A 259-nucleotide genomic window follows, 5' to 3' on the forward strand; every position below is an offset into this window, starting at 1 on the left:
ATCAGAATTCCAAATTTTAGTAAGCTCGTATTAATTCGACCTTACACCAAATTTGCTTGGTGACAATAGCGTTTTGGACCCACCTGACCCCATGCCGAACTCAGTAGTGAAACGAAACAGCGCCGATGATAGTGTAGCATTTGCTATGTGAAAGTAGGACATTACCAGGCTCCAAATAAGAGAAAGCCCGATTCGAAAGAGTCGGGCTTTTTTACATCTGGAATAAAGTAAAAAGAAGGTATCCGTCCGGTGATCACCG

Annotated in this window: 1 rRNA gene; it reads left to right on the top strand. The window is 42.9% G+C overall.

The window, feature by feature from the left end:
• Positions 1-55 precede the first annotated feature (55 nt).
• Positions 56-170 (top strand): 5S ribosomal RNA (rrf, locus tag CWC14_RS17505).
• The last annotated feature ends 89 nt before the right edge of the window (positions 171-259 follow it).

The organism is Pseudoalteromonas sp. S3260, from assembly GCF_005886925.1.
Taxonomy (GTDB): domain Bacteria; phylum Pseudomonadota; class Gammaproteobacteria; order Enterobacterales; family Alteromonadaceae; genus Pseudoalteromonas; species Pseudoalteromonas tetraodonis.